A 26231-nucleotide genomic window follows, 5' to 3' on the forward strand; every position below is an offset into this window, starting at 1 on the left:
AACTGCATCACCCTGCTCACGTGCAAAGGTTGCAACAGGTTGCAGTACGACTACTAAGAGTTACATTCGATTGCGGCATGCGTCCACCTGCGGCGAACCCCCGGCAGCGGGGCCGCCGGGACCGGATCAGCCGTGCGCGGCGCGGGCGGCCTCCTGCCGGGCGCGCCGGATGCCCGGCGCTCTGGACGCCGGCAGCAGGTCGGCCGCGTAGCCGGGGGTGCGCACCTCCACCCGCAGGCCCTCGTTGAACCGGTAGGGGCGGCTCTCGACGACTCCGCCCAGGTGGCGGCGCAGACGCGACATCTCGGCCCGCACGGTCACCAGGCGGTCGGGGTCGCCGAACAGGTCGGCGGCCAGCCGAGCCGCACTGCAGCCTTCGCGATGGCGGGAGAGCAGGTACAGCAGCTCGCAGTGGCGCAGGGTCAGCCGGTGCGTCCAGCTGCCGCTGGGTCCGCACACGGTCACCTCCGGCGCCGCGCCGGCGAGGTCGAGCACCACCTCCGTGGGGCTGGGGGCCTCGCCGCCGCCGGGCCGGATCAGCCATCCGCCCGGCAGCGGTTCGACCTGGCACTCCCCCAGGCCCGACAGCCAGGCGCCGCCGTCCTGCAGCCCGCGCGGCAGCAGGACGCGGCGCGGCGGCTCCATGCCCGCCGCGGTCGCCGTCCAGCCGTCGCTGTCGACCACCAGGACGTTCTCCCGCTTGCCCGAGAGCAGAGGCGCGGCGACGGCGCGCAGCCGCTCCAGGTGCGCATGGTGGCGGCCGCGCAGCTGCGACTCGGCGTGCTGGGCGACGGCGCTGACCAGGGCCAGGGTGGCGGGGTGCACGGTGTGCGCGGGCCCGCTCAGGATCACGGCCCCCAGCGCGCGCCCGTTGCGCGGGTCGTGCACCGGTGCGCTGGAGCACGTGACCTGGTGCAGGCCGCGGGTGTAGTGCTCGGCGGAGTAGACCTGCAGCGGCCGGTCGACGGCCAGCGAGGTAGCCAGGGCGTTGGTACCGACCGCGTCCTCGCCCCACTGCGAGCCCTCGACCACGCCCGTGGCGTCGGCGATGCGCCGCATTCGAACCGGGCCGTCGCGCCAGAGCACGCGGCACCTCTCGTCGGCGACCACCATGACGTAGGAGGCCTGCTCGGCGATGCCCAGAAGCGACTGGCGCAGCATGGGCAGCAGCTCGGCCAGCGGCGAGGCGGCGCGGTGGCGCTGCAGCTCGTCGCGGGGAAGCAGCGGGGCGGGCCTGGGCGAGTCGGGGTCGACGCGGCTGCGGCGCACCCGCTCCCAGGAGTCGGCGATCACGGGACGCACCGACGCGGGGGGCCGGGCGCCGGAGAGCACGGCCTGGTGCACCCGGCGCAGCAGCCGGGCGTACTCGCCCGGGTCGACGCCCGCGGGCACCGAGGTGTCCAAGTACGGCTGCGTCATCGCACCCCCCGCTGAGCCGGCTGCTCCACGATGCCCCCATCCTTCTCGGCGCAGGTGAGCGCGGCAACCGGAACGGTGCGAAGCAGCGTCTTCGGGAGGCCGAGCGGCCGCCGCGTCTCCGAATGCGCACTCGACCGCCGCCTGCCGCCCGGCGATTCGTCGGCTCCTCGCGTGCGGCGCCGCCGCTTGCCCGATCTTGGCGACATCTTGGCCCCCGCGCCCCGTGGCGGTTTCCGCCGACCGGGGCGCGGTACGCGAGGGTGGGCGCCAGAGTCGGCAGAGGCCGAGCGGGGCGCGGCGGGTGCCCCGTGGGCGCGCGCTCCGCCGCGAAGGGCGCGTAGGGAGGCACACGATGGGGCGTTGGACCGCCCGAGCCGCGGGAGCGCTGCTGGTGCTCGCGGGCGCGGCCGCGCTGCAGGGCTGCACTCAGCCGGAGTCCGAGGACGCGCAGACGATGCGCACGGCCACCGCCAAGCTGTCCGCGGTGCTGCTGCGCCCCGAGGCCGAGCAGGCCTTCGAGCGGGCGGGCCACCCGGTGCGGGCCGGAATGGAGTGCCGCAGCCGCACGGGCGGCGACGAGCGGTTCACCGTGGTGTGCACCGGGCGCAGCACCGAGGACGGCAAGCTGCGCTTCCGCGGCCGCATCGACCCGGGCGCCCTCGCCTCCCAGCCCGATCTCGCCGAAGGCCTGCCCGGCACCTACACCGGCACCGCCGACGGCGACGAGGTCTTCCGGATGAACTGCTTCAACTGCGAACCCGGCGAGGTGGAGGAGGACTCCTCCCCCGAGGCGGGCGCGGGAAGCTGACCCGCCGACCGCCCGGCCGCGCCGCGTCCGCGGCGGGCTCAAGCGCAGTCGAGCGCGAGCAGGCTGACGAGGTCGAAGGCGGCGTGCGCCGCCGCGGTCGCGGTGATCTGGGCGTGGTCGTAGGCCGGCGCGACCTCCACGACGTCGGCGCCCACCAGGCGGCAACCGGCCAGCCCGCGCAGGATCTCCAGCAGTTCCCTGCTGGTCAGGCCGCCCGCCTCGGGGGTCCCCGTGCCCGGCGCGTGCGCGGGGTCGAGGACGTCGATGTCCACCGAGACGTACAGCGGCCGCGCCCCGACGCGCTCGCGCAGGGCGGCGGCGACATCGTCGACGCCCCGCCGCATGACGTCGGCCGCGGTGACGATGCCGAAGCCGAACCGCCGGTCCTCCTCCAGGTCCGCGCTGCCGTAGAGCGGCCCGCGGATGCCGACGTGGCACAGGGCCGCGGTGTCGAGCAGGCCCTCCTCAGCGGCGCGGCGGAAGGGCGTGCCGTGGGTGTAGGGCTCGCCGAAGTAGGTGTCCCAGGTGTCCAGGTGGGCGTCGAAGTGCAGGAGCGCGATCGGGCCGTGGCGGCGGTGCAGCGCGCGCAGCAGCGGCAGCGCGACGGTGTGGTCGCCGCCCAGGGTGACCAGGCGCGTGCCCTGCTCCAGCAGCGCCGTGGCTCCGGCGTCGACGGTCTCGACCGCCTCCGCGATCGAGTAGGGATTGACCGCGATGTCGCCGCCGTCGGCCACCTGCGCAGCGGCGAAGGGGGCGATCCCCGCGCCGGGGTTGTAGGGGCGCAGCAGCCGGCCGGCCTCTCGCACCGCGGCCGGGCCGAAGCGGGCTCCGGGCCGGTAGGAGACCCCGGTGTCGAAGGGGACGCCGATGACGGCGATGTCGGCGCGGCCGACCTCGTCGAGCCGGGGCAGCCGGGCGAACGTGGCCGGGCCCGCGAAGCGCGGGACGCGGCTGGAGTCCACGGGGCCGATCGGGGTGTTCATGGCGGGAGTGCCCCCTTGTCGCCGGTGTCTTCGGCCGCACCGCGCGGCCGCCCACCAGCATGCCGCAAAGAGCGTCACCGTTGATCTTGTAGCCATCGCAAATGGCAATCGATTTCCATCACGACAGCTACAAGATCACCGGGGGTTCGGCCCCGCGGACGGGTGATCGTCCGGTGCCCGACAGTCTGTCAGGCGCGGGTGGGCCGCTCCGGAGGCTCGTCGCTGTCATCGCTGTCCCGGTCGTAGGAGGCCGGGTCCGAGGGCGAGGGCTCGCTCTCGGCGGCGATCTCCTCGTCGGGCGAAGGGCGGGCGCCCTGATCGGCGCGGCGGTCTGCCAGCGGCCGGTCCTCATCGGCGTTTCCGCCCCCGGCCTCGCCGCGGGCGGCCCCGGCGTCGTCGCCTGCGCCGTCGCGCCGGCCGTGTTCGGACATCGTCGTCCCTCCTGCCTTCGGTCTCCCGGCCTCGGTCGGCCGGGGTGCGGCCACTGCCGCACCCCGGCGGATCAGCGGCGCGGCGAGATGAACTCCTGCAGCTTGGTGCGCAGGCCCTTGGTCATCAGGCCGAACCGGTCGGGATCTCCCGAGGCCAGCGCCTTGGCGGTGTCGGTGAGCTGCTCCATCTCCACGTAGGGCGGGATCGGCGGGATATCGGGGTCGCAGTGCACGTCGAGCACGACCGGGACCTCGGCTGCGAGCGCCCGATCCCAGGCCCCCGCGACGGCGTCGGGCGTGTCGACCGTCTCGCCCTTCAGGCCGATGGACTCGGCGAAGCCTGCGAAGGACACCGAGGGCAGGTCCTGGCTGTAGGGCGTCTTGGGCGAGCCGCCCATCGCTCGCAGCTCCCAGGTGACCTGGTTGAGGTCGTTGTTGTGCAGCACGCAGACGATCAGCCGCGGGTCGTCCCACTCCTGCGCGTAGCGGCGGACGGTGATCAGCTCGGCCATCCCGTTCATCTGCATGGCGCCGTCGCCGACCACGGCGATCGCCGGACGGTCGGGGTGGGCGAACTTCGCGCCGATGGCGTAGGGAACGCCGCAGCCCATGGTGGCCAGCGTCCCCGACAGCGAACCGCGCATGCCCTTCTTGAAGCGCAGGTGGCGCGCGTACCAGTTGGCCGCCGAGCCCGAGTCGGAGGTGACCATGACGTCGTCGGGCAGCCGCGGCGAGAGCTGGTTGAAGATCAGCATCGGGTTCACCGGGTCGGCGGGCACGTGGGCCTGCTGGTCCATCGAGTCCCACCACTCGCGCACGCTCTTCTCGATGCCTTCGCGCCAGCGCTCGGGCGCCTTGTCGCCCTTGCGATTGCGCACCTTGGGCAGCAGCCGGCGGAGGGTCTCGCCGGCGTCGCCGACGAGGTTGACCTCGGTCGGGTAGCGCATCCCGATCATGTGCGGGTCGACGTCGATCTGGACCGCCCGCTTGCCGAACGGCGGGAAGTGCTGGGCGTAGGGCACGTTGGAGCCGACGATGACGAAGGTGTCGCAGTCGCGCAGCATCTCCCAGGTCGGACGCGTGCCCAGGAGGCCGATCGAGCCGGTGACGAAGGGGTGCTCGTCGTCGAGCACGTCCTTGCCCAGAAGCGCCTTGGCCACGCCCCCGCGGGTGGCCTCGGCGAGCTCGACGACCTCGTCGGCCGCGCCGCGCGCGCCCTGGCCGATGAGGATCGCGGTCTTCTCGCCCTTGTTGAGGACGTCGGCCGCCCGCTGCACCTCGTCCTCGGGCGGCACCGACTGCGCCCGGCTCAGCCCGGGCTTGCTGGAGGGCACGTGCTTGAACTCGTGCTGGGGCGGGCTGTACGCGGCCTCCTGCAGGTCGGCCGGGACGATGACCGCGGTGGGGCACCGCTCGGAGAGCGCCGTGCGGATGGCGCGGTCGATCAGGTTGGGGAACTGCTCGGGCACCATCGCGGTCTGCACGTAGGCGCCCGCCACGTCCTTGTAGAGCGTGTGCATGTCCACTTCCTGCTGGATGCTGCCGCCCATGCCCGTGCGGGCGACCTGGCCGACGATCGCGAGCACGGGGACGTGGTCCAGCTTCGCGTCGTAGAGGCCGTTGAGCAGGTGGATGCCGCCCGGACCGCTCGTGGCCGTGCACACGCCGAGGTTGCCGCTGAACTTGGCGTAGCCGACGGCTTCGAAGGCCGACATCTCCTCGTGGCGGCTCTGCACGAAGTGCGGCCCCTCGGCCCGGCCCAGCTCGGAGATGATGCCGTTGATCCCGTCGCCCGGGTACCCGAAGATGTGCTCGACCCCCCAGGCCCGCAAGCGCTGCAGCATGTGGTTGGCAACCGTCTGACTCACGTCGGTCTCCCCTTGGTCGCGGCCCTTCGTGCTTCGCCTATTGCCTCGGGCGCGCCGCTGCCCGCCCGCCCACAGGGCAAACGTGAGCGGGCCGGCGCGCCGGGGCCGAGCGGCCAGCGGAGGGGTGCGTGTTCGCCGAGAGCGAACACCGTCGCCGCGGCGGGCCCGCTCTTGCGCCGCGCGGTCGGTCAGGCGGGAGCTCGCGGTCAGGCGGGCGGGAGGTCGCCGGTGTTGTAGCGCTCCACGCCGACCAGGGCCAAGTCGGTCACCCGGTCGACGAGGCCGTCGGGGCTCTCACCGGGGTGCTCCAGCAGCCAGTCGCTGAGCGAGTCGGCGGCGCCGATGGCGATGCGGGCGAGGATCTCGGCGTCGCGCTCGGAGACGATGCGCTCTCCGCCGGGCATGCGCGTGCCGGCGACCACCATGGCGGTGATCTCCTCGATGACGCGGCTGCGGGCGGCGCGGACCTCGTCGGCGAAGGGCTCGCCCTGGGTGCGGGCGTGCTGGTAGAGCACCGTCCAGCTGTCGCGGTTGTCCGCGACGAAGCGGAAGAAGACCCGCAGCCCCGACCACAGCCCCAGCTCCGGCGGCTCGTCGGGGTGCAGGGCGGCGCGCACGGTCTCGACCACCCGGTCGGCCTCGCGGTGGATGCAGGCCGTGAACAGCCGCTCCTTGGATCCCAGGTAGATGTAGACCATGGGCTTGGAGATTCCCGCCGCACCGGCGATCTCCTCGACACTTGCCGTGTGGTAGCCGACCTGGGAGAAGACCCGCACCGCGGCGTCGATCATCTGCCGCTCGCGCACCTCGCGCGGCAGCCGCTGCTGCTGTTTGCCCGCCACGCCCCGACCCTATCGCCGACACGGCGCCCCGCGCGGCGGACCCGGCGAACGCGGAGGACCGCACTCGCGGGCCGTCGCCCGGCCGTTCCGCGCACGCTGCGCTGACCGGCGGGGCGCCACTCCCTCTGGTAAACCGACCAGTCGGTCTTGTAAAGTCGCCGTACTTGCGAGTAACCGGAATCACACGAGGGGTCGTTCATGAGCACCACCGTCAGCGCCGCCGTCGTCGCGGAGACCGGGGCGCCGCCGCGGATCGAGCGCGTCGCCCTCGACGATCCCGGGCCGGGGCAGGTGCGGGTTCGACTGGCGGCGGCGGGGGTGTGCCACTCCGACCTCTCGCTCGCCGACGGTGTGCTGCCGCAGCGGCTGCCGGCCGTGCTGGGCCACGAGGGCGCCGGCACCGTCGAGGCGGTCGGGCCCGGCGTGCAGGGCGTCGGGCCGGGAACTGCGGTGGTGCTGAACTGGACCCCGCCGTGCCGCGCGTGCTGGTTCTGCGAGAACGGCGAGCCCTATCTGTGCGAGCACGGCCTCGACGCGGCGCAGCGGCCCTACGGCGCCCTCTCCGACGGCACGGCCGTCTACCCCGGCCTGGGCACTGCGGCGTTCGCCGAGGCGACGGTGGTCCCGGCCAACGCCGTGGTGCCCGTGCCGGAGGGGGTCGACGCCGCGACCGCCGCCCTGCTGGGCTGCGCCGTCCTCACCGGCTGGGGCGCCGTCACCAACACCGCCGGCGTGGCCCCCGGCCAGTCGGCGGCGGTCATCGGCCTGGGCGGCGTCGGGCTGGCGGCGCTGCAGGCCGCGGCCCTGGCGGGAGCCGACCCCGTCATCGCCGTGGACGCCTCGCCCGCCAAGCGCGAACTGGCGACGGCGCTGGGCGCCACCCGCTTCCTGCAGGCGGGCGAGGACCTGGCCGGCGAGGTGCGTGCGCTGACCGGCGGGCGGGGAGCCGACCACGCCTTCGAGGTCGTGGGCTCCAGCTCCACGATCCGCGCCGCCTGGGACATCAGCCGCCGGGGCGGATCGGTCACCGTGGTAGGCGCCGGCGCGCTCCAGGACACCGTCGGGTTCAGCGCACTGGAGATCTTCCACCAGGCCCGCACGCTGCGCGGCTGCTTCTACGGCTCCTGCGACCCCGACCGCGACCTGCCCCGCGTGGCCGAACACGTCCGCCGGGGCGGCCTGGACCTGGCGACCATGATCACCGACGAGGTCGGGCTGGACGGACTGCCCGACGCCTTCCAGCGCATGCGCGACGGCAAGGGAGGGCGCACGCTGATCCGCTTCGACTGACCGGCGGCGGCGCGGGTGTTCGCCCGGCCGCACGGCCGCGGACCGCGCCGCCCCTCGGACCCGCCATTGGCCCGGACCGACCGTGGGGAGTGCATGTGAGTGCCCGACAGCAGTTGACCGACCCCGAGATCACCCGTCCGATCCGCTCGCTGGCGGCGGTCACCGCTCGGCTGCTGGTGGGCGGGAGCCCCTTCGAGATGGAGACGGCCGAGATCGGCGGCGTGGCCACGCGGGTGTGGAAGCACGCGCCCGCGCACATGCGCGCCGTCGTCGAGTCGTGCGCGGAGAACGGCGACCGGGCGGCGCTGGTCTACGGTGACGAGCGGTTGAGCCACGCCGACTTCCACCGGCGCACCGCCGGGTTCGCCCGCCGGCTGGTCGCCGACTACGGGGTCGCCGAGGGCGACCGGGTGGCGATCGCCATGCGCAACTACCCCGAATGGGTCGTCGCCTTCTTCGCCGCCACGGCTGTCGGCGCGGTCGCCGTTCCGCTGAACTCCTGGTGGAGCGGCCCGGAACTGGAGTTCGGGCTCGCCGACAGCGGGGCGAAGGTGCTGATCGCCGACCGCGAGCGCATCGAGCGGCTCGGGGAGGGCCTGGGCCGCCTGGAGCTCCCAGTCATCGCGGTGCGCACCGGCGACCTGCCCGAGGGCGCCCGCACCTGGGAGGAGGTGCTGGGCGAACCCGGCGCCGACGCGCGCCTGCCCGACGCCGCCGTGGCACCGGACGACCCGTGCACGCTGTTCTACACCTCGGGAACCACGGGGCGGCCGAAGGCCGCCGTCGCCTCGCACCGCAACCTGGCGACCAACATCGTCTCGGGATCCTATTCCCGGTTCCGCTCGCTGATGCGGCTCGGCCTGGAGATGGAGGAGGTCCAGGCCTACGTGGACGCGCTGGGGCCGTCGGTGGTGCTGTGCGTGCTGCCGCTGTTCCACGCCACCGGCGCGCAGACGGTCATGCTGCCGACCCTGGCCAACGGGGGCACGCTGGTGCTGATGCACAAGTGGGACCCCGAGGAGGCGCTGCGGCTGGTCGAGCGCGAGCGGGTCAGCGCCATCACCGCGGTACCGGCGATGATCTCGCAGATGACGGCCTCGCCGCGGCTGCGCGACTACGACCTGAGCAGCCTGGTGCTTCTGGCCTCCGGCGGCGCGCCCGCCGCGCCCGCGCTCGTCTCGCGCACCCGCAGCAGCATGCACGACATGCTGCTGGGCCAGGGCTACGGGCTCACCGAGTCCTCGGCGACGGCGACGGTCAACGGCGGCAGCGACTACCTGCTCAGGCCCGACAGCGCCGGGGTCCCGGTGGCCACCGTCGACATCAAGGTGGTCGACGCCGCCGACCGGGAGCTGGCCCCGGGCGAGGTCGGCGAGGTGTGGATCCGCGGCCCCGGCGTGGTGCACGGCTACTGGCGGCGGCCCGATGCGACGGAGGCCGCGTTCACCGGCGGCTGGCTGCGCACCGGCGACCTGGGGCGCCTTGACGAGGAGGGCTTCCTCTACGTCGTCGACCGCGCCACCGACATGATCATCCGCGGCGGAGAGAACGTGTACTGCGCCGAGGTCGAGGCCGCCGTCCACGAACACCCGGCCGTGGGCGAGGTGGCCGTGGTCGGCGTGCCCGACGAGGTCTACGGCGAGGAGGTGGGCGCGGTGGTGCGCCTGCTGCCGGGTGCCGGGCTCACCGGGGCGGAGCTGGTGGAGTTCCTCAAGCCGCGCGTGGCGGCCTTCAAGATCCCCTCCCACATCCGGATCTCCGCCGAGGACCTGCCGCGCAACGCGTCGGGCAAGCTGCTGAAGAAGCGTCTGAAGCAGGAGCACGGCTGGACGGCCGCCGAGCAGGGCTGATCGGCCGGGTCCCGGGGCGGACCCCCGGGACCCGGCTGCGGGCGGACCGCGCACGGAGGCCGAGGCGGCGGCGGGTGCGGCCTCAGCCGGACGGAGCGCCGTCCTCATCACCGCCTTCGCGGTCCTCGCCGCCGCCCTCTCCGGCGTCGGGGGCGCCCGCATCGTCCTCCCGAGACTCGGCAGACGTGCGGGGACGGCCGCGGCGCGGGAGGGCGCCGGCGTTGCCGGGCAGCCGGCCCGCGTCGGAGAGGGCGCGGCGCAGCAGAAACTCGATCTGGGCGTTGGTGCTGCGAAGCTCGTCGCCGGCCCAGCGCGCCAACGCGTCGTGCACGGCCGGGTCCAGCCGGAGCAGGATCTTCTTCCGCTCAGCCACGGTCTTCCAGGGGTTCCCTACTGGTAGAGCGTTCCGGTGTTGACCACCGGGCTCGCGGGACGGTCCGAGCACAGCACGACGAGCAGGTTGCTCACCATCGCCGCCTTGCGCTCCTCGTCGAGCTCGACCACGTCCCGGTCGGCCAGACGGGTCAGGGCCGCGTCGACCATACCCACCGCGCCCTCGACGATCTCGCGGCGCGCGGCGACAACGGCGCCCGCCTGCTGGCGCTGCAGCATGGCCTGGGCGATCTCCTGGGCGTAGGCCAGGTGGGTGATGCGCGATTCGACGATGCGCACGCCCGCCGACTGCACACGTTCGGCGATCTCGGCCGACATCCGCTCGGTGACCTCGTCGGCGTTGTCGCGCAGCGACATCATGCCCTCGCCCGGCGCGTCGTAGCGGTAGTTGTTGGCGGTGTGGCGCACGGCGGCCTCGGTCTGGATGGAGACGAACTCGACGAAGTCGTCCACCTCGAAGACGGCCCGGGCGGTGTCCTCGACCTGCCAGACCACCACGGCGGCGATCTCGATGGGGCTGCCCCCGGAGTCGTTGACCTTCAGCACCGAGGTCTCGTGGTTGCGGATCCGCGTCGAGACCGACCTGCGCGTGGTCAGCGGGTTGACCCAGCGCAGGCCGTCGGCGCGCACCGTGCCGACGTAGCGGCCGAGGAACTGCAGCACGCGGGCCCGGTTGGGTGCGACGACCGTCAGGCCGGCGGCCAGCGCCAGCGCCGCCGCCGCGAGCACCGCCCCCGCCAGGACCAGCAGCGGCGAGCCTCCGCCCGCGCCGAGCAGACCGGTTCCGGCCGCGATCAGGGCCGCTCCCGCGAGCAGCATGAGCAGGCACACTCCCGCCGCGGGGAGGCCGGGCAGCTGGGGAGCGGGGCGCTCGCGGTACTTGGGCGCGGGCATCCGGACGCCCGCGGCGGGGGATTCGGACGGCGTCATGGGCGGCGTCCCCTTTCCTTCGTTCAATGATTGCTTCATAGTAGCATTGTGATATCACTTTTTCAGTACGCCGCTTCGCCCGACTTCCTGAAGGAGGGATCCGGGACATGACCGTCACCCGATCCGCACCGCCCGAGACCCGGCTGCGGCCGCCGCGCCACCGCGTGCAGCGCCGCGCCGTCGCCTGGTGGAGCGCCCGCATCCTGCTGGTGGCCGCCCCCCTCGCCGGCGCGCCCGCACTCGCCGCCCTGCTCCTGCCGGCGGTGGCCCCCGTGCCCGCGGCCCTGGTCTCGGCGCTGTGGACCGCGGCGGCGGCGCTGGGCGCAGCCGGCCTGGCCGTCACCGCCGTCGTGCCGCAGTGGCGCTACCGCGTGCACCGGTGGGAGGTCACCGACACCGCCGTCTACACCGCCTCCGGCTGGTTCTGGCAGGAATGGCGGGTGGCGCCGATGTCGCGCGTGCAGACCGTCGACACCAGCCGCGGGCCTCTGCAGCGGCTGTTCAGGCTGGCCGGCGTCACCGTCACCACCGCCTCCGCCGCCGGCCCCATCGCCATCGAGGGCCTGGACGGCGCCCGCGCCGACCGCGTGGCCGCCGAGTTGACCGAGGCCGCCCACAACGCGGAGGGAGACGCGACATGAACTCGACCGGACCCGCGGCCGCCGCCCGAACCGCCGGCGTCATCGGCGACGCCCGGAGCGCCGAGGGCTGGCGGCGGCTGCATCCGCTCACTGTCTGGGCCTGCGTGCTCGTGCTCGGCGCGATCTTCGTCCCCGGCGCGGCGGCCGGGGCGGTGGCCACCGGCCTGGCCGGCGCGCTGTGGCCGTGGGGAGCGCTGATCGCCGCCGGCAGCGCGGCGTCCGTCGCGCTGGTCACCGCGGCCGAATGGCTGCGCTGGCATCGGACGCGCTACCGGGTGACCGGGGAGCGCCTGGAGATCCGCAGCGGGGTGCTGGTCACCGCGCACCGCTCCGTGCCGCGCGACCGCATCCGCAGCGTCGACGTGGCGGTGCCCATCTGGCTGCGGCCGCTGGGGCTGTGCAAGGTCACCGCCGGAACCGGCCAGAGCACGGGCGCCGGCGGCGACGAGATCCGGCTGGAGTACGTCCTGCGCGCCGAGGGCGATCGGCTGCGCGCCGGGCTGCTGCTGCGCGCGGCGGAGGCGGCTCCCGGGCGGCCGCGGGAGGACGGCGGCCTCAGCGGCGCCGGGCACGCCGTCCGCGAGCTGGCGCGCCTGCGACCGGTCTGGTTCGGCTTCGCTCCGCTGTCGGCCGCGACCCCGGCGCTGGGCGCCGCCGCCCTCGGGGCCGTGTTCAACCTGCTGAGCATGTTCGGCCAGCAGCGGGCGAACGGGATCGTGGTCGGCGTCTACGACCAGCTCGCGGCCCGGCCCCCGCTCGTCCTGCCCGCAGTGGCGGCGGTACTGTTCACCGGCGCGCTCGCGGCGACCGCCGTGCAGGTGGACGCGTGGTGGGGCTACCGCCTGGACCGCGAGCCCGACGGCACGCTGCGGTTGCGGCGCGGCCTGGTCACCAACACGTCGCTGTCGCTGGAGGAGCGGCGGCTGCGCGGGGTGGAGCTGCGCGAGGCGCTGCCGCTGCGCTGGTTCGGCGCCGCACGTGTCCGGGCGGTGGCCACGGGCCTGGGCGCGGCCGAGGGCAAGGGCGGCGCGGTGCCGCGCAGCGCGCTCTCGCCGGACATGCCCCGCCGGCGCGCCCTGCGCCTCAGCGCCGAGGTGGTGCGCACCGCAGAGTCGCCGATCGCGGCGCCGCTGCGGGCCCACCCGCGCGCGGCCCTGCGCCGGCGGCTCGTGCGTGCGCTTGCGGGCACAGCGGTCCTCGCCGCAGCCGCGGCGGTGGCGGCCGCGGCGGCGGAACGGGCCGCCGGGGCCATTCCGCTTCTGCCCGCGGGCCCGCTCCCGCTCGCCGACGGCGGAGCGGGGCCGGGCGCCGTGACGGCGGCCGCGGTGGGAGCGCTGGTCGGTGCGCTCGCGGGGGGCCTGCTCCTGGTGCCGTGGGGGGTCTCGGCCTACCGGGGCCTGGGCCACGACCTGACGCGCGGCTTCCTCGTCGTCCGCAAGGGGGCGCTGCTACGCGCGACGGTGGCGCTGCGGCGCGAGGGGATCATCGGCTGGCGCATCGCGCGCACGCCCTTCCAGCGCCGGGCCGGGCTGGCGACGGTCTGGGCCACGACCGCGGCGGGCCGCGGGCGCTATGCCGCGGCCGACGTCAAGCTCGGCGCGGGGCTGCGGCTTGCGGACGAGGCGGTGCCCGGACTGCTGGCCCAGTTCCTGGAGCAGGAGACCCCCGGGCCGGCCGAGCGCGGCGGCGGCAAGCCGCACCCGGCGCGCGGCACCTCCCCGGGCGCCGGCGAGCACGGCCTCAGCGCGGACTCGCCGATCGGACACTGACCGCAGGCTCGGTCGGCGGAACCACCGGGAAGAGGTCCGCCAGGCCGAGCACCTCCAGAGTCCGCAGGACGGCGGCGGAAGGCCCTCCCAGTACCGTCCGCACACCGTCGGCGTCGAGGCGGCGGCGCGCGGCCATCAGCGCGCGCACACCGCTGGCGTCGAAGAACTCGACCTCGGAGAGGTCGGCCGTCACCGTGGCGCAACCGCTCTCGCCCGCCGCGGCGAGCATCCGGTCGCGCATGTCGTCGGCCGTCGCGATGTCGATCTCGCCCTGCACCGCGACGACCACCGTATCTCCGCAGTCGCTTCGCGGGCCGTTCGCTCCGGTCTGTCCGGGCACGCCGTGCCGCCTCTCACTCGCCGATCCGGATCCCTCCCCCCGACGCATGATCGTATCGGGTACAGCGGGTTTCCGGGCGCACCCGCGAACCCCGGGATCGACCGATTCGCGGGAGTTCTGCGAAAACGCCCGCGGTGGCGTCAGGCGTCTGCCGAGGTCGGCGCCCCCGCACGCGAGCGGGCCGGGAGAAGGCGCGCGCACCGGCGTGTCCGGCGGCGGTCCGCGGCGCGGACCGCCGCCGGACGTCAGCGCACGGCTTCGGCCAGGAACTCCTCCCAGCTCCGCCCACCCGTGGTCACCGCGGCGTTTCGGACACCCGCAACCGACAGGTTCTCACCGGCGCGGTAGGCCCGGCCGGCCTTGCCCGGGATGCGGATCCTGACGAGCGGCCGACGGCCCCCGCGGGCGCTCAGGTACCCGCGGATCAATTCGTCCATGGCATAGACCCGGGGGCCGGCCAGGTCGGGCACCCGCCCGGCGGGCTCGCCCTGGGCCAGCTCCACGAGCCGCTCGGCCACCTCACGCGGGTCGACCGGCTGGAACCGCAACCCGCCCGGCGCCGGAACGACCGGCAGCTTGGCCATCGCCCGCACGGCGGACAGGGTCAGGTCGTGGAACTGGGCGGCGCGCAGGATCGTCCAGGGTATCCCGGACTCGGTCACCGCCCGCTCGGCCCCCGCCTGGGACCGGAACCAGGCCAGCGGCACCCGGTCGGCGCCGATCACCGAAATGTGCACCAGGTGCTCCACTCCGGCGCGCGCACCGGCGCTCACCAGGTTGCGGGTCGCCTCCTCGTCGCCCTTGGGTCCGCCGGCCAGGTGCAGGACGGTGCGCACACCGCGCACCGCCTCGTCGACGCCTTCGCCCGTGGCCAGGTCGCCGACGACGTGGTCGACACCGCCCGCGGACGCGCGCGGGGTGCGGCTGAGGACGCGGACGCGGGCGCCGGAGCCCTCCAGCATCGGGACGGCGATGCTGCCGAGGGTGCCGGTTCCGCCGGTGACCAGAATGGGTGCGGTCATGATGCGTTCCTTTCACGCCGGGCCGCCGCTCCGGGAGGCGCCATGGGCGCCTCCCCGTCACACCGGCCGGATTTCGGGGGTCTACTTGAACGACACACCGCATGGAAGGAACGTGACGGCATGGACGAGCAAGCGTGGCTGACGCACCACTTCGAGCAGGACCGCGCCCGGCTGCGCGCAGTCGCCTACCGCATGCTCGGCTCGTACAGCGAGGCCGACGACGCGGTGCAGGAGGCGTGGCTGCGCATCGACCGCTCCGGCGGCGACGGCGTGGAGAACCCCGCGGCATGGCTGACGACGGTGGTGGCCCGGGTGTGCCTGAACATGCTGCGCTCACGCCGGGCGCGGCGGGAGGAGCCGGTTGCGGACTACGGAGAACACGGGGGGCACGCGGAACGCGGGGGGCACGGTGGCCCGGCGCCCGGCGGCGGGGAGGCCCGCGGCGAGGCGGCCGATCCCGAGCAGCAGGCCGTGCTTTCCGACTCGGTGGGCCTGGCGCTGCTGGTGGTACTGGACACCCTCACCCCCGCCGAGCGGATCGCCTTCGTGCTGCACGACATGTTCGCAGTGCCCTTCGACGAGATCGGGCCGATGATCGACCGCTCCCCCGTCGCCGCCCGGCAGCTCGCCAGCCGCGCCCGCCGCCGGGTCAAGGAGGGCGCCCGTCCGCCCGAGACCGACCGGGCGCGCCGGCGCCGGGTGGTGGAGGCGTTCCTGGCCGCCTCCCGCGAGGGCGACTTCGACGCCCTGGTGGCGGTCCTCGACCCCGAGGTGGTGTTCCGCGCCGACGCCGCCACAGTGCCCGGCCGCACGCCCGTCATGCTCCGCGGTGCGCACAACGTCGCCAAGGGCGCCTCCGCCGCGGCGCAGCGGGCGCGCGAGACCGTGCCGGGACTGGTCGACGGCTCGCCCGCCCTGGTGCGGATGCAGCAGGGCCGCGTGTCGCTGGTCCTCACGTTCACCGTGGTCGGCGACCTGATCACCGGGATCGAGGCGGTCGCGGATCCGGAACGCCTGCGCACCCTGGACGTCGCCGTCCTCGACGGCTGAGACGCGCCGACGACGGGCGGGGACCGGCGGCCGCGACGGCGTTGACATGGCGTGGAAGTGCTGCCTACATTGACTCGGCAAGCGCTTTCCATTGCCGGTCGCACGCCCGGCGACGCAGAGGAGGCCGCACCGCGGGCACGCCGCGCACCTCCCCGACTCCGCCCCTCGTCCCCGCCCCGGCCAGGACCGGAACGACGTACGCGCGAAGGCAGGCCCCATGAGTGAAGCCCCCGTTCCGGTCGTACTCGCCGGTGCCCACGGACACGGCCGCTCGCACCTGCGCAATGTCCGGACGCTCGCCGAGGAGGGGCTGGTCAGGCTCGTCGGCGTGTGCGACCGGGTGCCCCTGCCCGCCTCCGAGCTCGCCGACCACCCCGGCGCCGAGCAGAGTGCCGACCTCGGCGGGCTCCTGCGGCGCACCGGTGCCGCCGCCACCATCCTGTGCACGCCGATCCACACCCATCTCCCCCTCGCCCGCGCCGCCCTGGACGCCGGCTCCCATCTGCTGCTGGAGAAGCCGCCCGCCGCGACCGCGGCCGAGTTCCGCGCCCTGCGCGATGCGGTGTCCGCCTCCGGGCTCGCCTGCCAGATCGGGTTCCAGAGCCTGGGCTCGGCGGCGATCGGCGCGGTGCGCTCGCTGGTCGCCGACGGCGCTGTCGGCGAGGTCCGCGGCATCGGGGGCGCGGGCACCTGGGTGCGCACGTCGGAGTACTACGCGCGGGCCGAGTGGGCGGGCCGCCGCAGGATCGGCGGCCTCGACGTCGTGGACGGCGCCCTGACCAATCCGTTCGCCCACGCCGTGGCCACCGCGCTCGCCGTCGCGGGCGCGCAGCGCGAGACCGCCGAGGACATCGAGCTCGAACTGTTCCACGCCCACGAGATCGAGGGCGACGACACCTCCTGCATGCGGCTGCGCACCTCCGCGGGCGTCCCGGTGAGCATCGCGGTCACCCTGTGCGCGGCCACCCACCGCCCGCCCCGCTTGGTCGTCCACGGCGACGCCGGCCGTATCACGCTCTTCTACACCCTCGACCAGGTCCGGCTGGAACGCCCCGGGCGCGAACCGGAGACCAGTGTCCACCCCCGCACCGACCTGCTGCGCAACCTCGTCGCCCACCTGCACGGCGAGGCGCCGCTGCTGGTGCCGCCCGAGGAGACCGCCGGATTCACCGCCGTGCTGGACGCAGTGCGGCGGGCACCCGCTCCGCTGCCGATCCCGCCCGCGCTGCAGCGTGTGACCGCCAGTGACGGCGGCGTCCAGCGCGTGGTGGCGGGTGTCGACGACCTGGTCGCGCTGAGCGCCGAGCGGGTCGCGCTGTTCTCAGAGCTGGCGGCGCCGTGGGCGGCTCCCGGCGCCTCCGGCGCGAGCGCCGCGAGCCGCGCCGGCGCGGCCCCCGACGGCGGAGGCGGCTGACCGGCCGCGCGCCGTAGGACCGCACGGAACCGAGAGCCGACAACCGAGGACGAGGAGGGGCACCGATGGGCGGGGCGGGCGGCGCCGGGCAGGCGCCCGGCGCGGACGGCGGCGACGGAGCGGTACTGCGGTGCCGCGGCGCCGCCGTGGCCGAGTGGAACAGCGGCGCCGGGGTCGAGCCGCACCTGTCGCCCCGGCCCTACCTGCACCCGGTGCGCACGTTCGGGGGCACGGTGGTCACCGAGGTGCGCCCCGAGGACCACCGGCACCACCTGGGCGTCGGCGTGGCGGTTCCCGACATCGACGGCAGCAGCTTCTGGGGCGGCACGACCTTCGTCCGCGACCGCGGGCCGGTCCTGCTGGACAACCACGGCCGCCAGGAGCACCTCGGCTGGGACGCCGCGGAGGAGACCCGGCTGGTGGAGCGGCTGTCGTGGACCGGGCGCGACGGCGTCGAACTGCTCACCGAGGTGCGCGAGACCGCCGCCTGGGAGCTGGACGCATCCACGTGGGCGCTGGACCTGCGCACGCGCCTGCACGCGGGCGAGCGCGACCTGGAGGTCAGCAGCCCGGCAACCAAAGGGCGCCCGGGCGCCGGCTACGGCGGCTACTTCTGGCGTGCGCCCAAGCACGCCGAGCCGCCGCGGGTCCTCGGGCCCGGCGCCGAGGGCGAGGAGGCGCTGCACGGCTCGCGCGCCCCGTGGCTGGCCCTGCTGGGCACCGCCGGCACCGGTGCGCGCTGGAGCCTGGTGTTCGCCGCCGCCGGAGGGTTCGCCGACCCGTGGTTCCTGCGCGCCGCCGAGTACCCCGGCGTCGGCGGCTCGCTGGCCTGGCGGCACCCGCTGCGCATGGCCGCGCGCTCGGCCGTCGAACGCCGCGTGGTCACCCTCGTCACCGACGGCCACCCCGACCCCGCCCGCCTGCCCGGCCTCGTGTCGTCCGCCCGCGCCCGCCTGGGAGCGCCCGAACCGGTGCGGTTCACCTCCGTGGAGTGACCCGGACACACGGCCCCGGCGCCGAACGCGCGGATCGCCGCAAAGGCAGGGCGGTAGCCCCGGGAAATCCCCGGAAAACGGATCCCCGCTCCACGAACGTCCGCCGCGGGCCCGCGCCGCCGGGATCCCGACCGCCCCGACTCGTTTCCCGGTGAGCGCGGCCGCGGGCCGCGGCCGCGCTCACCGCCCGGTGCGCGGCGTTCAGCCCCGACCGGGCGGCAGAGCAACTAGGCTGGCGCCCGCAGCGGACTCGGCGCACCGCGCAGGTGGTGGCCCGGCCTCCGAAGGCTGCTGCGCGCGGCCGCGCGCACGCGCATCGCGGCGGCGTGTCGGGCGCCACCGCTCCGCAACGCGGTTTCGACTGTCGGCGGTGTCCGAAGCCGCCTATGATCGAACCGGGAAAGAGTTTTCCATGAATGGCGCGAAAGGTGAGGCCGTGGGCAACGGATACGTGACATTGGAACAGGTCGCCCGGCACGCCGGCGTTTCCCTGGCCACCGCCTCGCGCGTCCTCAACGGCAGCACGCGCCAGGTGGGACGCGGGCTGCACGAGCGGGTCACCGCCAGCGCCCACGAGCTGGGCTACCTCGCCAACGCGTCGGCGCAGACACTCGCCCGCAACACCAGCTCCCTGGTCGGGCTGATCGTGCACGACATCGCCGACCCCTACTTCTCCAGCATCGCCTCCGGCGTCACCCGCGCCGCCGAGGACGAGGGGCTGGTCGTGGTGCTGGGCACCACCGGCCGCACGCCGCAGCGCGAGCTCGCGCTGCTCGCCATGCTGCGCTCGCACCGCGCCCGCGCGGTGGTCCTCGCCGGCAGCCGGACCGTCGAGGAGGAGACCACGCGGCGGCTGGTCGACGAGATCGCCGCCTTCAACGCCCGCGGCGGGCGGGTCGCGTGCGTCTCCCAGGAGGGTCTGCCCGCCGACACGGTGGTGCCCAGCAACCGCGACGGCGCCGCCGAGCTCGCCCGCCACCTGATCGGGCTGGGCCACCGCCGCTTCGCGCTGCTGGCGGGGCCGACGGACCTGCGCACCGCCCGCGACCGCCTGGACGGGTTCCACGCGGCGCTGTCGGGTGCGGGCATCGAACTGGACCCGCGCAACGTGGTGCACGGCGCGTTCACCCGCGACGGCGGCTACGAGTCCACCCGGCGCCTGCTCGCCGCCGAGACCAACGCGACGTGCCTGTTCGCCGTCAACGACGTCATGGCCACCGGTGCGGTCGCGGCGCTGCGCGACGCCGGCCTGCAGGTGCCGCGCGACCTTTCGGTGGCCGGTTTCGACGACATCCCCACACTGCGCGACCTCACTCCGGGGCTGACGACGGTGCGCCTGCCCCTGGAGTGGATGGGCGAGGAGGCGGCCCGCCTGGCGCTCGACGACACCGAGGACATGGAGCCCCGCACGGTGCGGGTCTCCGGCGAAGTCGTGGTCCGCGCGAGCACGGCGCCCCCGTCGGGAACCTAGGCGCGAACCCCGCCGATCTTGTAGCTATCGTGAGGGGAAATCGTTTTTCATCACGATAGCTACAAGATCGACGGTGCTGCGGCGGGCTCGGGGTCCGCTCAGGCCAGGTAGCGGACGTGCCGCCGGGCCAGGGTGGCCAGCACTGCGTCGGGGTCGGCGGCCCACACGTCGGCGTTGAAGACCTCCACCTCGATGTCGCCGGTGTAGCCCGCGGCGTCCACGGCCCGGTGCAGTGCGGCGATGTCGGCGTGCCCGTCGCCGACCATCCCCCTGCCCAGCAGGGGGTCGGCCGGCAGCGGCAGCACCCAGTCGCATACCTGGAAGCTCGCGATGCGCTCCGCGGCCCTGGCGATGTCCTGGTAGACGCGGGGGTCCCACCACACGTGGTAGGTGTCCACGACGACGCCGACCTGGCCCACGGGAAAGCGTTCGGCGATGTCGAGCGCCTGGCCCAGGGTCGACAGCACCGCCCGGTCGGCGCAGAACATCGGGTGCAGCGCCTCCAGCGCCAGGCAGACTCCGCGCTCGGCCGCGTAGGGCGCGAGCTCGGCGATCGCCTCGGCCATGCGCTCGCGAGCGCCGACGAGGTCGCGGTCGCCCTCGGGCAGCCCGCCGACCACCATCACGAGGCAGGGCGCGCCCAGCTCCGCGGCCTCGTCGATGGCGCGGCGGTTGTCCTCCATCGCCTCAGCGCGGTCGTGGCCGGTGAGGAAGCCGCCGCGGCAGTAGGAGGACACGCGCAGCCCGGCGTGGCGCACGAGCCGGGCCGAGGCGGCGATGCCGGTCTCGGCAGCGGGCTCGCGCCAGAGCCCGATGGCGCCGATACCGGCGCGCAGGCAGCCCTCGACGGCCTCGGGCAGGCTGCACTGGTCGACGGTCCGCTGGTTGAGCGAGAGGCGGGCCAGCCGCGGGTCGCCGGGTTCCGGAGCGGCCCCCGCGGGCGCTCCGGAGGGGACGTCGAACGCGGTCGGCGGCGCCTGGCCGCTGCCTGCTCCGGTCGCCATCACCGCACCCCCGAGATCTCCAGCAGGGACCGCATCCGGGCGACGGCCAGGCCGGGGTCGGTGAGGACCCCCGCGTCGTCGGCCAGGCGCATCGCCTCCGACAGGTGGACCAGGTCGCGGGCGCTGTGCAGGCCGCCGACCATCGTGAAGCCGGGCTGGTGTCCGTTGAGCCAGCTCAGGAACGCGATCCCGGTCTTGTAGTAGAACGTGGGCGCCGCGAAGATGTGGCGGGCCAGCGGGACGGTGGGTTCCAGGGACGCCCGGTAGCCCGCGGTGTCGGCGTCGTCGAGCGCGCGCAACGCTGCCGCCGCGGCAGGCGCGATGGCCGCGAAGATGCCCAGCAGAGCGTGGGAGTGGCCCTCGGCGTCGCCTTCGATCAGCTCGGGGTAGTTGAAGTCGTCGCCGGTGTAGAGGCGCACGCCCGCGGGCAGGAGCCGGCGCAGCCGCACCTCCAGGTCGGGGTCCAGCAGCGACACCTTGATGCCGTCGACGCGGGAGGCGTGGTCGGCGATGATGCCGGCCACCGTGTCGATCGCCTCGGCCGGGGCGCCGTGCCCCCAGTAGCCGGCCAGCGCCGGGTCGAAGGCGGTGCCCAGCCAGTGCAGGATCACGGGTGCGCGCACCTGCTCCAGCAGCCGGCCGTAGACCTTGGCATAGTCGCCGGGACCGCGGGCGCAGGCCGCGAGGTGGCGGCTGGCCATCAGAACGGGGGTGGCCCCGGCGCCCTCGACGGTCTCCAGCTGCTCCGTGTAGGCGGCTTCGACCTCCTCCAGGGTGGTGCCCGCGCCGGCGTCGATGTGGTCGGTGCCGGCGCCGCAGCACAGCAGGGCGCCGCGCCCGGCCGCCTCGGCGGCGCTGCGCCGGATCAGCTCGGCGGTGGCGGGCCAGTCCAGGCCCATGCCGCGCTGCGCGGTGTCCATGGCGTCGGCGACGCCCAAGCCCAGGTCCCACAGCCGGTGCCGGAACGCGAGGGTGGAGTCCCAGTCCAGGCGGGCGGGTGCGCCGAAGGCGTTCCCGGCCACGGGGTCGGCGACGACGTGGGCGGCGGCGTAGGCGGTTCGCGATCCGGGCGGGGCGGCGCCGGCGGGAGCGGGGGCGGCGCCGCGGGGCGTGAAGCCGTGCAGCCGGCCGTCGGCTCCCGGCAGCCGCAGGGGCGGTCCGCTCACGGCAGGTCCACCTCCTCCAACTCGACCCGGTTGCCCGAGGCGGCCGAGCGGAGCCCGGCCTCGGCCAGCTGCAGCCCGCGTGCACCCGAGAGCAGGTCGAAGGGGAAGCGGGTGCCGGCGCACACGTGGGAGATGAACTGCTCCCACTGGGCGCGGAAGCCGTTGTCGAACGCGGCGTTGTCGGGGACGCGCTCCCACTGGTCGCGGTAGCCGCCCTGGTCGACGGGGGCGTCGGGGTCCCAGACGGCGCGGGGCGTGGCGACGCGGTGCTGGATGCGGCAGTCGCGCAACCCTGCGACTGCGCTGCCCTCGGTGCCGTCGACCTGGAACTCCACCAGCTCGTCGCGGTCGACCCGCACGCACCAGGAGGAGTTGATCTGGGCGGTGATGCCGCCCTCCAGCTCGAAGACGGCGTAGGCGGCGTCCTCGGCGGTGGCGGCGTAGGGGCTGCCGTCCTCGGCCCAGCGGCGGGCGATGTGGGTGGCCGTGGTGGCGGTGACCGCGCGGACCGGGGCGAAGAGCTGCTCCAGGATGTAGTGCCAGTGCGGGAACATGTCCAGCACGATCCCGCCGCCGTCCTCGGCACGGTAGTTCCAGCTGGGGCGCTGGGGCTCCTGCCAGCCGCCCTCGAAGACCCAGTAGCCGAACTCGCCGCGGATGGACAGCACCCGGCCGAAGAAGCCGCTGTCGAGCAGCCGGCGCAGCTTGAGCAGGCCCGGCAGGAACAGCTTGTCCTGCACGACGCCGTTGCGCACGCCCGCGTCGCGGGCGAGCTTGGCCAGCTCAAGCGCGGCGCTGAGGGTGGAAGCCGTGGGCTTCTCGGTGTAGATGTGCTTTCCGGCCGAGATCGCCGAGCGCAGCGCCTCCTCGCGCGCGCTGGTGATCTGGGCGTCGAAGTAGACCTCGATCCCGGGGTCGGAGAGCACGGAGTCGAGGTCGGTGCTCCACCGCTCGATGCCGTGCTCCTCGGCGATGCGCCGGAGCTTGTCCGCGGACCTGCCCACGAGGACGGGCTCGGGCACGACCCGCGAGCCGTCGGGCAGCTCGACCCCGCCGGCCTTCCTGATCGCCAGCACCGACCGCGTCAAATGCTGTCGGTACCCCATGCGGCCGGTGACGCCGTTCATGGCGACGGCCAGCACCCGATCTTGCATGCGTCGTCCTATCACTCGATTGAGAAAGCGCTTTCCAACGTACTTTAACCTGCTTTCCTACGCCAGAGCAGCGTTCATACCCTTTCTCGACCGCTCTCCGCCGGGAACGGCACGGGCGCGCCCGGTGATACGCCGCTCCTGCCCCCGACTGCAGGCTCCTGACCTGGTGAAGACTACGGGAAGGCGCTTACCAGCGCCTAGTGCGGGGCGCCCGCGGATCCGCAGGGTCGCGGGCGCCCGCCGCTCAGTGCACCGCGGCCCGGCAGAGGTCGGTCTCGATGTGCGTGCACAGCCAGGCGTGCTGCGCATAGGCCACGCGCAGCGCGAACACGCGGCACCGGTCGCCGCAGTCGACCACCGCACTGATCTCGACGGCGTCGGGCGAGGGCGTGCTCAGCACGGCCTTGCGCACGCGGGGGCTGCGCGCGCAGGCGTAGCCGCCGGCGCGGCGCCGCAGCAGCTCATAGGCCCGCCGCCCGAGCAGCGGCCGCACCTGTCCGACGGGGCGCTCCCCCGCCAGGACCTCGGCCAGAATCTGGGCGAAGCGCGACAGCTGCCGCGGACTGCGGCGGTGCGGATAGGCCACCGCGCCCGGGCGTACCGGGCCGCGGTGGGAGCGCGGCCGCGGGGACGCCGGCGGGCGGGCCGGAACGCCGGTGCGGACGGGCGGGCGGGTGGCGTGGCGGGCCGGGGCGTAGGCGGGCGAGGGGGCCGAGAGGCGGGTCGGGGAGAGGGCGGTGTCGGGCTGCTGACCGGCCAAGGACGAGTCCCTTCCGAGGCGAGTGCTGCCGTCCGCGGGCGGGCCGGCCCGCGGCGCTGGAGCGGACGTCGCCGTCCGCCGCCCCCTCAGAGCACGCCGCCCGGTTCCGATGCCACCTGGAATGCCGGGTTTCTGCAGCAGGCCCCGTTCCGCGCGCCGAGCGGGCTGCGGTGGGGCGGAGACCGCCACGCAGGACGGCGGGGCCGCCGGCGCCCGCGGTCGGCCCCCGCGCTCGGCCCGCCGCATACCGCACGCTGCCGGGCTCCCCCGCCGCCCGCCCGGCCATCCCTCCGGCGTGCCTCCGCGCCCCTGATACGGGCATACTGCTCCATGTGACTCACCGGTACCTCGACGCGCCCGGCCCCATCGCGCTCGCCCACCGCGGCGGCTGGCGGACAGACGGGGCGGGCGCGGTCGACGCCTCCCTGGAGAACACCGCCGTCGCCTTCCAGTACGCCGTCGACCTGGGCTACCGGTATCTGGAGACCGACGTGCACGCCACGGCCGACGGCGTGCCGCTGGCCTTCCACGACCCCACCCTGGACCGCGCGACCGACCGCGCCGGGCGCATCGCCGACCTCGGCTACGCCGAGGTGTCGCGGGCGCGCGTCGCCGGGCGCGAACCCATCCCGCTGCTGGAGGACCTGCTCGGATCCTGGCCGCACGTGCGCCTGAACATCGACGTCAAGGGGGACGGGGCGGTGGAACCCCTGGCGCGGGCGCTGCACCGGACCGGCGCCTGGGACCGGGTGTGCGTGGGCTCCTTCGACCAGCGGCGGCTGGACCGCGCCCGCAGGCGGTTCGAGCGGCCGGTCGCCACCTCGTGCGGCCCCGCGGACGTGGCACGGCTGCGGGCGGCGTCGCTGTCGCCGCTGCTACGGCCGCTCGCTCCAAGCACCCCCGTCTGCGCACAGATACCGCTGAGCCACGGACCCGTCCCGCTGGTCAGCCGCGACGTGCTCGCCACCGCCCACCGGCTCGGCATGCAGGTGCACGTGTGGACGATCAACGACACCGCCCTGATGCGGCGGCTGCTGGACGCCGGTGTCGACGGCATCGTCACCGACAACACCGAGGGCCTGCGGCGCGTGCTGATCGAACGCGGAGCCTGGCACGATTCCCCCGGCGGCCCGGTCGGCGACCGGTAGCCGCCGCACAGCCCCCTGTCGACGAGGACCCTCCATGGCCACCACTCCCCCGGCCCCGCCGCCGTCCGGCACACCCGCGGCCGACCCCGCCGGCCTTCGCCGCGAACGCCGCGCCTGGTACTTCTACGACTGGGCGAACTCGGTCTTCTACACCTCGGTGATCTCGGTCTTCTTCGGCCCCTACCTGACCGCGCTGGCCCAGGAGGGCGCAGGCCCCGGCGGCCGGATCGGCGTCCTGGGCCTGGCGATCGACCCCACGGCGCTCTACCCCTACGCCACGTCGGTGTCGGTGCTGCTGCAACTGGTGGCTCTGCCGGCGGTCGGCGCGGTCGCCGACTACACCGGCCGCAAGCGCGAGCTGATGGGCCTGCTCGCCTACATCGGCGCTTTCGCCACGATGGGGCTGTACTTCGTCGAAGGCTCCGCCTACATGCTGGGCGCCGGACTGTTCGTGCTGGCCAACCTCACCTTCGGCGCCTCGGTCGTGGTCTACAACTCGTTCCTGCCCGACCTGGCCCAGCCCGACGAGCGCGACACCGTCTCCTCGCGCGGCTGGGCGATGGGCTACCTCGGCGGCGCCCTGCTGCTGAGCCTGCACCTGGTGCTCTACCTGTTCCACGGCGGCCTCGGCCTGGATCAGGGCCACGCGGTGCGCATCGCCATGGCCTCGGCGGGCGTGTGGTGGGCGGTGTTCACGATCATCCCGCTGACGCGGCTGCGCAACCGCTACCGCGGCGCCGTGCTGACGGGCACGCGGCCCGCCGAGCCGGGCCGGGCCGGCGGCGGGCGGGCGGTCGCGAGCAGCTTCGGCCAGCTCTGGTATACCGTGCGCAGCCTGCGCGCCTACCCCCGGACGCTGGTGTTCCTGGTGGCCTACATCCTGTTCAACGACGGCATCCAGACCGTGATCGCGTTCTCGGCGACCTTCGCCGACCAGGCCCTGGGCCTGGGCCAGGAGGTGCAGATCGGCGCCATCCTGATGGTGCAGTTCGTCGCCTTCGGCGGCGCGCTGGTGGTGGGCGCGATCGGACGCAGGCTGGGCACCAAGCGCACCATCCTCGGCAGCCTGGTCGTGTGGACGGCGGTGGTGGCCGTGGCACCGCTGCTGAGCGAGGGATCGGCGGTGCAGTTCTTCATTCTGGCCTTCTTCATCGCCATCGTGCTGGGCGGAACCCAGGCGCTCTCGCGGTCGCTGTTCTCGCACCTGATCCCGCGCGGCAAGGAGGCCGAGTACTACGGGCTCTACGAGATCAGCGACAAGGGGTCGGCGTTCCTGGGGTCGCTCGCCCTGGGAGTCGCGCTGGACGCCACGGGAGGCGACTACCGGCTGGCGATCCTGTCGCTTGTGGCGTTCTTCGTCCTCGGTTTCGCGGTACTGGCCTTCCTCGGGGTGTCGCGGGGCATCCGCGAGGCCGGCAACACCGTGCCCGAGCGCATCTGAGGCCCGGCGGCCGCACTCGGGCGGGCGGAGCGGCACCGCCCG

General features: G+C 74.7%; 24 protein-coding genes. 11 read left to right on the top strand and 13 right to left on the bottom strand.

Annotated features, from left to right (window positions below; genetic code table 11):
• Window positions 1-126: 126 nt before the first annotated feature.
• Window positions 127-1419, bottom strand: coding sequence for a GAF domain-containing protein (locus RM446_RS11140; protein ID WP_311545154.1), 1293 nt, complete (start codon window positions 1417-1419; stop codon window positions 127-129).
• Between the two features lie 352 nt (window positions 1420-1771).
• Here RM446_RS11140 and RM446_RS11145 point away from each other — a divergent pair, with 352 nt between their 5' ends.
• Window positions 1772-2227, top strand: coding sequence for a hypothetical protein (locus tag RM446_RS11145; protein ID WP_311545155.1), 456 nt, complete (start codon window positions 1772-1774; stop codon window positions 2225-2227).
• A 38-nt stretch (window positions 2228-2265) separates the two neighbouring features.
• On the opposite strand, the gene speB is transcribed toward RM446_RS11145, so the two are convergent.
• The 4 genes from speB to RM446_RS11165 all read right to left on the bottom strand — a co-directional run bounded on the left by speB (window position 2266) and on the right by RM446_RS11165 (window position 6300).
• Entirely contained in the window at window positions 2266-3210 is a 945-nt protein-coding gene (gene speB, locus RM446_RS11150; RefSeq protein ID WP_311545156.1) for an agmatinase, read from the bottom strand.
• Between the two features lie 188 nt (window positions 3211-3398).
• Window positions 3399-3641 (bottom strand): hypothetical protein, encoded by a 243-nt coding sequence (locus RM446_RS11155; RefSeq protein ID WP_311545157.1) that lies wholly within the window; start codon window positions 3639-3641, stop codon window positions 3399-3401.
• Between the two features lie 71 nt (window positions 3642-3712).
• Entirely contained in the window at window positions 3713-5509 is a 1797-nt protein-coding gene (locus RM446_RS11160; protein ID WP_311545158.1) for a thiamine pyrophosphate-requiring protein, read from the bottom strand.
• Between the two features lie 206 nt (window positions 5510-5715).
• The gene (locus RM446_RS11165; RefSeq protein ID WP_311545298.1) at window positions 5716-6300 is read right to left on the bottom strand and encodes a TetR/AcrR family transcriptional regulator; all 585 of its coding nucleotides are present in this window, start codon (window positions 6298-6300) and stop codon (window positions 5716-5718) included.
• 249 nt (window positions 6301-6549) lie between these two features.
• On the opposite strand from RM446_RS11165, the gene RM446_RS11170 reads away from it, so the two are divergent.
• Together RM446_RS11170 and RM446_RS11175 are read left to right on the top strand one after the other, a co-directional pair.
• The gene (locus tag RM446_RS11170) at window positions 6550-7641 is read left to right on the top strand and encodes a zinc-binding dehydrogenase (RefSeq protein ID WP_311545159.1); all 1092 of its coding nucleotides are present in this window, start codon (window positions 6550-6552) and stop codon (window positions 7639-7641) included.
• A 113-nt stretch (window positions 7642-7754) separates the two neighbouring features.
• Window positions 7755-9491 carry a class I adenylate-forming enzyme family protein gene (locus RM446_RS11175; protein WP_398695005.1) on the top strand — a complete coding sequence of 579 codons (1737 nt, stop codon included), beginning with the start codon at window positions 7755-7757 and terminating at the stop codon, window positions 9489-9491.
• An 82-nt stretch (window positions 9492-9573) separates the two neighbouring features.
• On the opposite strand, the gene RM446_RS11180 is transcribed toward RM446_RS11175, so the two are convergent.
• On the bottom strand, window positions 9574-9864 hold the full coding sequence (locus RM446_RS11180; RefSeq protein WP_311545161.1) for a hypothetical protein: 291 nt from the start codon (window positions 9862-9864) through the stop codon (window positions 9574-9576).
• A 17-nt stretch (window positions 9865-9881) separates the two neighbouring features.
• Complete coding sequence (locus RM446_RS11185; protein WP_311545162.1) at window positions 9882-10814, bottom strand: SPFH domain-containing protein; 933 nt, start codon at window positions 10812-10814, stop codon at window positions 9882-9884.
• A gap of 107 nt (window positions 10815-10921) precedes the next feature.
• On the opposite strand from RM446_RS11185, the gene RM446_RS11190 reads away from it, so the two are divergent.
• Both RM446_RS11190 and RM446_RS11195 read left to right on the top strand, forming a co-directional pair.
• The gene (locus RM446_RS11190) at window positions 10922-11455 is read left to right on the top strand and encodes a PH domain-containing protein (RefSeq protein WP_311545163.1); all 534 of its coding nucleotides are present in this window, start codon (window positions 10922-10924) and stop codon (window positions 11453-11455) included.
• On the top strand, window positions 11452-13224 hold the full coding sequence (locus RM446_RS11195) for a PH domain-containing protein (protein ID WP_311545164.1): 1773 nt from the start codon (window positions 11452-11454) through the stop codon (window positions 13222-13224). Before RM446_RS11190 ends, RM446_RS11195 begins: the two co-directional genes overlap by 4 nt.
• Here the strand turns inward: RM446_RS11195 and RM446_RS11200 are convergent.
• Together RM446_RS11200 and RM446_RS11205 are read right to left on the bottom strand one after the other, a co-directional pair.
• Window positions 13196-13564, bottom strand: a complete 369-nt coding sequence (locus RM446_RS11200; protein ID WP_311545165.1) for an STAS domain-containing protein — start codon at window positions 13562-13564, stop codon at window positions 13196-13198. The genes RM446_RS11195 and RM446_RS11200 overlap by 29 nt on opposite strands.
• A 245-nt stretch (window positions 13565-13809) precedes the next feature.
• Window positions 13810-14586: an SDR family oxidoreductase gene (locus tag RM446_RS11205; protein WP_311545166.1), complete on the bottom strand. Its 777-nt coding sequence runs from the start codon at window positions 14584-14586 to the stop codon at window positions 13810-13812.
• Window positions 14587-14706: 120 nt separating this feature from the next.
• On the opposite strand from RM446_RS11205, the gene RM446_RS11210 reads away from it, so the two are divergent.
• The 4 genes from RM446_RS11210 (at window position 14707) to RM446_RS11225 (ending at window position 19516) form a co-directional block, all read left to right on the top strand.
• Window positions 14707-15636: a sigma-70 family RNA polymerase sigma factor gene (locus RM446_RS11210; protein WP_311545167.1), complete on the top strand. Its 930-nt coding sequence runs from the start codon at window positions 14707-14709 to the stop codon at window positions 15634-15636.
• Between the two features lie 217 nt (window positions 15637-15853).
• A complete protein-coding gene (locus RM446_RS11215) occupies window positions 15854-17050 on the top strand; it encodes a Gfo/Idh/MocA family protein (protein ID WP_311545168.1) in 1197 nt (398 codons plus the stop codon).
• A gap of 65 nt (window positions 17051-17115) precedes the next feature.
• The gene (locus RM446_RS11220; RefSeq protein WP_311545169.1) at window positions 17116-18045 is read left to right on the top strand and encodes a DUF6807 domain-containing protein; all 930 of its coding nucleotides are present in this window, start codon (window positions 17116-17118) and stop codon (window positions 18043-18045) included.
• A gap of 436 nt (window positions 18046-18481) precedes the next feature.
• On the top strand, window positions 18482-19516 hold the full coding sequence (locus RM446_RS11225) for a LacI family DNA-binding transcriptional regulator (protein ID WP_311545299.1): 1035 nt from the start codon (window positions 18482-18484) through the stop codon (window positions 19514-19516).
• Between the two features lie 98 nt (window positions 19517-19614).
• On the opposite strand, the gene RM446_RS11230 is transcribed toward RM446_RS11225, so the two are convergent.
• The 4 genes from RM446_RS11230 to RM446_RS11245 all read right to left on the bottom strand — a co-directional run bounded on the left by RM446_RS11230 (window position 19615) and on the right by RM446_RS11245 (window position 23600).
• On the bottom strand, window positions 19615-20520 hold the full coding sequence (locus tag RM446_RS11230; RefSeq protein WP_311545170.1) for a sugar phosphate isomerase/epimerase family protein: 906 nt from the start codon (window positions 20518-20520) through the stop codon (window positions 19615-19617).
• Window positions 20520-21686 (bottom strand): dihydrodipicolinate synthase family protein, encoded by a 1167-nt coding sequence (locus tag RM446_RS11235; RefSeq protein ID WP_311545171.1) that lies wholly within the window; start codon window positions 21684-21686, stop codon window positions 20520-20522. Before RM446_RS11235 ends, RM446_RS11230 begins: the two co-directional genes overlap by 1 nt.
• Window positions 21683-22840: a Gfo/Idh/MocA family protein gene (locus RM446_RS11240; RefSeq protein WP_311545172.1), complete on the bottom strand. Its 1158-nt coding sequence runs from the start codon at window positions 22838-22840 to the stop codon at window positions 21683-21685. Before RM446_RS11240 ends, RM446_RS11235 begins: the two co-directional genes overlap by 4 nt.
• Before the next feature lie 244 nt (window positions 22841-23084).
• Window positions 23085-23600, bottom strand: a complete 516-nt coding sequence (locus RM446_RS11245) for an Rv3235 family protein (RefSeq protein WP_311545173.1) — start codon at window positions 23598-23600, stop codon at window positions 23085-23087.
• Window positions 23601-23932: 332 nt separating this feature from the next.
• Between RM446_RS11245 and RM446_RS11250 the strand changes: the two genes are divergently transcribed.
• Both RM446_RS11250 and RM446_RS11255 read left to right on the top strand, forming a co-directional pair.
• Window positions 23933-24748, top strand: a complete 816-nt coding sequence (locus tag RM446_RS11250; RefSeq protein ID WP_311545174.1) for a glycerophosphodiester phosphodiesterase — start codon at window positions 23933-23935, stop codon at window positions 24746-24748.
• A 34-nt stretch (window positions 24749-24782) separates the two neighbouring features.
• Window positions 24783-26189 (top strand): MFS transporter, encoded by a 1407-nt coding sequence (locus RM446_RS11255; RefSeq protein WP_311545175.1) that lies wholly within the window; start codon window positions 24783-24785, stop codon window positions 26187-26189.
• The last annotated feature ends 42 nt before the right edge of the window (window positions 26190-26231 follow it).

The sequence above is a fragment of the Streptomonospora wellingtoniae genome (assembly GCF_031845375.1).
Classification (GTDB): domain Bacteria; phylum Actinomycetota; class Actinomycetes; order Streptosporangiales; family Streptosporangiaceae; genus Streptomonospora; species Streptomonospora wellingtoniae.

What these genes read in the sequence shown, in the direction of transcription:
- RM446_RS11165 (WP_311545298.1), bottom strand. Translation starts at nt 6,300, where the DNA reads ATGATCGACGCCGCGGTGCGGGTCTTCTCCCAGGTCGGCTACCACACG.
- RM446_RS11170 (WP_311545159.1), top strand. Translation starts at nt 6,550, where the DNA reads ATGAGCACCACCGTCAGCGCCGCCGTCGTCGCGGAGACCGGGGCGCCG.
- RM446_RS11205 (WP_311545166.1), bottom strand. Translation starts at nt 14,586, where the DNA reads ATGACCGCACCCATTCTGGTCACCGGCGGAACCGGCACCCTCGGCAGC.
- RM446_RS11155 (WP_311545157.1), bottom strand. Translation starts at nt 3,641, where the DNA reads ATGTCCGAACACGGCCGGCGCGACGGCGCAGGCGACGACGCCGGGGCC.
- RM446_RS11185 (WP_311545162.1), bottom strand. Translation starts at nt 10,814, where the DNA reads ATGACGCCGTCCGAATCCCCCGCCGCGGGCGTCCGGATGCCCGCGCCC.
- RM446_RS11230 (WP_311545170.1), bottom strand. Translation starts at nt 20,520, where the DNA reads ATGGCGACCGGAGCAGGCAGCGGCCAGGCGCCGCCGACCGCGTTCGAC.
- RM446_RS11210 (WP_311545167.1), top strand. Translation starts at nt 14,707, where the DNA reads ATGGACGAGCAAGCGTGGCTGACGCACCACTTCGAGCAGGACCGCGCC.
- RM446_RS11255 (WP_311545175.1), top strand. Translation starts at nt 24,783, where the DNA reads ATGGCCACCACTCCCCCGGCCCCGCCGCCGTCCGGCACACCCGCGGCC.
- RM446_RS11220 (WP_311545169.1), top strand. Translation starts at nt 17,116, where the DNA reads ATGGGCGGGGCGGGCGGCGCCGGGCAGGCGCCCGGCGCGGACGGCGGC.
- RM446_RS11140 (WP_311545154.1), bottom strand. Translation starts at nt 1,419, where the DNA reads ATGACGCAGCCGTACTTGGACACCTCGGTGCCCGCGGGCGTCGACCCG.
- RM446_RS11215 (WP_311545168.1), top strand. Translation starts at nt 15,854, where the DNA reads ATGAGTGAAGCCCCCGTTCCGGTCGTACTCGCCGGTGCCCACGGACAC.
- RM446_RS11145 (WP_311545155.1), top strand. Translation starts at nt 1,772, where the DNA reads ATGGGGCGTTGGACCGCCCGAGCCGCGGGAGCGCTGCTGGTGCTCGCG.
- RM446_RS11195 (WP_311545164.1), top strand. Translation starts at nt 11,452, where the DNA reads ATGAACTCGACCGGACCCGCGGCCGCCGCCCGAACCGCCGGCGTCATC.
- RM446_RS11240 (WP_311545172.1), bottom strand. Translation starts at nt 22,840, where the DNA reads ATGCAAGATCGGGTGCTGGCCGTCGCCATGAACGGCGTCACCGGCCGC.
- speB (WP_311545156.1), bottom strand. Translation starts at nt 3,210, where the DNA reads ATGAACACCCCGATCGGCCCCGTGGACTCCAGCCGCGTCCCGCGCTTC.
- RM446_RS11190 (WP_311545163.1), top strand. Translation starts at nt 10,922, where the DNA reads ATGACCGTCACCCGATCCGCACCGCCCGAGACCCGGCTGCGGCCGCCG.